This is a genomic window from Virgibacillus sp. FSP13 (genome assembly GCF_054048505.1).
In genome coordinates this window covers 1-3,665 of the sequence record NZ_JBSVKG010000050.1, presented here as the reverse complement: position 1 = coordinate 3,665, position 3,665 = coordinate 1, and the positions used below count along the sequence as shown (strand labels likewise).

4 protein-coding genes are annotated in these 3,665 nt (G+C 39.0%); all 4 read right to left on the bottom strand.

Translation table 11 applies throughout. The features are described from left to right. Nucleotides 1–63 precede the first annotated feature (63 nt). Nucleotides 64–789, bottom strand: a complete 726-nt coding sequence (locus ACW2QC_RS20000) for a DsbA family oxidoreductase (RefSeq protein WP_457545687.1) — start codon at nt 787–789, stop codon at nt 64–66. Nucleotides 790–878: 89 nt separating this feature from the next. Then, entirely contained in the window at nt 879–1,736 is an 858-nt protein-coding gene (locus ACW2QC_RS19995; protein WP_457545686.1) for an MBL fold metallo-hydrolase, read from the bottom strand. A gap of 76 nt (nt 1,737–1,812) precedes the next feature. Then, nucleotides 1,813–2,280, bottom strand: a complete 468-nt coding sequence (locus ACW2QC_RS19990; RefSeq protein WP_457545685.1) for a DUF2188 domain-containing protein — start codon at nt 2,278–2,280, stop codon at nt 1,813–1,815. A gap of 175 nt (nt 2,281–2,455) precedes the next feature. Continuing rightward, complete coding sequence (gene fni / locus ACW2QC_RS19985) at nt 2,456–3,511, bottom strand: type 2 isopentenyl-diphosphate Delta-isomerase (protein WP_457545684.1); 1,056 nt, start codon at nt 3,509–3,511, stop codon at nt 2,456–2,458. Nucleotides 3,512–3,665: the final 154 nt, after the last annotated feature.

Here is a 3,665-nt window from a genome sequence, read left to right as displayed (position 1 = left end):
TAAAAAAACTAACTCCTTAAAAGGATTCAATCCTTTCAAGGAGTTAGTTTTTCGTAAAGATGTTTAGTCTTTTTTCTCTACTTCACAGCCTTCATCCGTGCAATACGTTGTCTCAGATTTCTTTGGATTTAATGATTGCAAAGTAGGCTTTTCGCTTTCTTCTTCCCAAACCTTATCCAATACTTCTGTAAAAACCTCTGTTGGCTGTGCACCTGATACAGCATATTTTTCATTAAAAACAAAGAACGGAACACCTTGAACACCGATTTGCTTTGCTTCTTCCTCATCCGCACGTACTTTTGCTAAATAATCATCTGATTGAAGTAATGTGTTGATCGCATCTGTATCTAAACCAATTTCACCAGCAAGTTCTTTTAATGTCTCCGGATCACCGATATGCTTTGAATCCGTAAAATATGCTTTCAACAGGCGTTCTGTCATTTCTTTTCCTTTACCTTTTCTTTCAGCATATTTAGCAACACGGTGGGCATCAAGTGTATTGGTATGCTGCATTGTGTCAAAATTATATGTCAAACCAAGTTCAGCTGCTTGACTTGCCATATTATCATTCATACTTTTCGCCTTTTCTATTGTTGAACCAAATTTTCCTGCCATTAATTCATGGATTGATTTACCAGGGTTTTTTTCTGCGTTTGGATCGAGCTCATAACTTTTATATTCAATCGTAACATCATCTTTATGCGAGAACTGTTCTAAAGCATTTTCCAACCTGCGCTTTCCCATATAGCAAAAAGGGCACACAAAGTCGGACCATATTTCAATTTTCATGTTGAAACACCTCATTTCACTAGATATTGTAGCACAAGAAAACTTTTATTTAATAATATTGTGCTTACAATTAACTAGAAAAAGGCTATTTAATGCAACTTCCCGTCAGTATAACGCCCATAGTCCGGAACAGCAATCTGTTCAAAATTCTCCACAAGGTTTTGCAATCCCTTTGTTAAAGCTTCTCCTTCCATATAATGACCATGCCCGGTAACAGCCAATTCCGGTTTTAAATCGGCTAACTTTTTTACTGATTCCCATGCAGCATGCCAATCGGTCGTTAAATATCTTGGCGGACCATTCACTTGCTCTGTTTGCATTAACACACTATAAAAGGAATCTTGCCGAACTGTTATAAAGGCATCCCCAGCCAATAACGTGCGATCTTTTTCTCGAAACAGTGATACATGGCCTGGTGCATGCCCTGGTGTGTGGATCCATTGCCAGTCATCCAATCCTGGGATAGTGTTATTTGCCGGCAATGGTTTCACTGCTTCCCTTAAATTAATGGGTTCATTCGGATAGATTGGTGAAATCTTGGCAAGAAGCCCACCTTCCACAGTTGAATCTGGTTCAGGATAGCTTTTTTCCCCAGTTAAATAAGGAAGTTCCTGTTCATGGGCGTAAACAGGTACTTTCCATTCATTTATTAGATCAACTAACCCGCCCACATGATCAAAATGCCCATGTGTTAACACAACTGCATCTGGCTTACTGCCTTTGCCAAACCGATTATTTACAACAGACAAAATTTCTGAAGCAGCCTTTGGTAAGCCTGCATCTACTAAAATCCACTTTCCATTCTCCGGCATACCAATAAAACTAACGTTAACAATCTGATCCGTATAATAATAAACATCATTGCGAACCTCTTGCCCCGTTCCACTTGTTATTGATGTCATAGGAATTGGCTTTGAGTCCTTGCTTTCATGCATATGATTATCCATTGCTATCCCTCCATTTTTTACTAGTATTAGAAGAAGGAATGAAAATATGCGTAATAGGCTATCAACAATGCACTAGTTATTCACGTGATATACAATTAATGTTGTGCGTTTTTTGAACCGTGCCATTCCGATTGTGAATCGTCAATTTCGTCCCTTTATTATTAGCGATTTCACGCGCCCGTTTTATCGCATTATCTTTTCGATTAAAAATTGCACTTGGCTTCTTCGCATTATTGGATATTACTGCCCAACCATGTTCATGTTTTTCCACATGTTCCCCTTCTTCCAAGCGCTCAGGGTTATTCTCATTCTGACTTTTTGCTTTGGACCGTTCAGTTGGTCTCCCTTCATGATAATATTCCGTAACCTCCGCCTCATCCGTATTTTCATACCATCCTTTTGCCTGTTCTGTTGCAATTGGAATCGCGCGACCTTCTTCATATCCTTCATCAACCATTGAATTTGCTATATCAATTGCTTTTTTCCGGACAACTTTGTCGAGATTTTTCATTGATAAAGGGTAATTATTTAACGTCCAAGGCATTGTACACCCTCCTTTTTTTGAACCATTCCCTTGTTGCAACGTATAAAACATAAAGCGCTCTTACTGGCCAATAACGCCACGTCTTGTGCGTATAGCTGGACATGGCCTACCAAGATTTTCGCCTCAAATTTTATGCTTTCCTTACTATTAAAATAGCTAAAGCCCTTATATGGCTTTAGCTATTTTCATCTAACAATGATTTTCCCATAATACTTACTTGATTGGTATTCTTTAATTCATGAATCGATTTAACACCAATCCCAAACATCACCATTTTCAATTCAAACTCAATTTGTTCCATTGCCTGCATTACTTTTTCTTCTGACTCCGTTGCCCCCTGCAGTAATTGTCTGGCAAAGCCAACCATATCTGCGCCGATCGTCATTGCTTTGGCTGCATCAACACCAGTCTTCATGCCACCACTTGCAACAATAGGAATGTCCGGCAATTTACTTTTTACCGAAACAATACAATCTTTCGTCGGATTGCCCCAACTATTAAAAGCTTCCGCTGCAGCTTTTCGCAATGGATCTTTAGAACGTAGCTTTTCAACCTGACTCCACGATGTACCTCCAGCACCGGCAACATCGACAAAAGATACACCTGCATGATATAGTTTTTCGGCAACGGTGCCATCGATTCCAAAACCTACTTCTTTTACCCCAACAGGGACATCTAATGATTTACAGACTTCCTCAATTTTCGGAAGCAAATCATTAAAATTCAAATCTCCTTCATCTTGAACTACCTCTTGTAGACTATTTAGATGCAAATAAAGTGAATCGGCTTCAGTTAATTCAACCAGTCGTTGGCATTCTTCTGCACCATAACCATAATTTAATTGTACCGCTCCAATATTGGCGATTAACGGTACAGTTGGTGCATGTTTACGAATTAAGAAAGATTCCTTATGTGCGTCACTCTCAAGTAGTGCACGGGTTGAACCTAACGCTATTGCCCAACCTCTTTCTTCTGCGGCTACAGCCAAATTGGTATTTATTTTCTCTGCAAGTTCTGAACCACCAGTCATTGAACTTACAAGTAATGGTGCCTTTACCTTTTTATTTAAAAAAGTAGAATCTAACTGGATATCAGCAAAATCAATTTCAGGTAATGCATTATGTATAAACGAAATTCCTTCTAATCCTGTCGTTTTATTAACCCCTTCCACATTCTCCGTTAAACACAGTCGAATGTGCTCGGTTTTACGCTTATTAATTCCTATATCCATCCCAATACATCCTCCAATTCTAAATTCGAAACAATATCCCTTTTCTGTCCAGTTTACTTGTTTTTAGCCTATTTTGGAAGGAAAGTGAATGTTTTTTACCGATCTCGCGCCGATGTTTTCGATCTCGCGCCGATGTTTTCGATCTCGCGCCGAT

What these genes read in the sequence shown, in the direction of transcription:
- ACW2QC_RS19995 (WP_457545686.1), bottom strand. Translation starts at nt 1,736, where the DNA reads ATGGATAATCATATGCATGAAAGCAAGGACTCAAAGCCAATTCCTATG.
- ACW2QC_RS20000 (WP_457545687.1), bottom strand. Translation starts at nt 789, where the DNA reads ATGAAAATTGAAATATGGTCCGACTTTGTGTGCCCTTTTTGCTATATG.
- fni (WP_457545684.1), bottom strand. Translation starts at nt 3,511, where the DNA reads ATGGATATAGGAATTAATAAGCGTAAAACCGAGCACATTCGACTGTGT.
- ACW2QC_RS19990 (WP_457545685.1), bottom strand. Translation starts at nt 2,280, where the DNA reads ATGCCTTGGACGTTAAATAATTACCCTTTATCAATGAAAAATCTCGAC.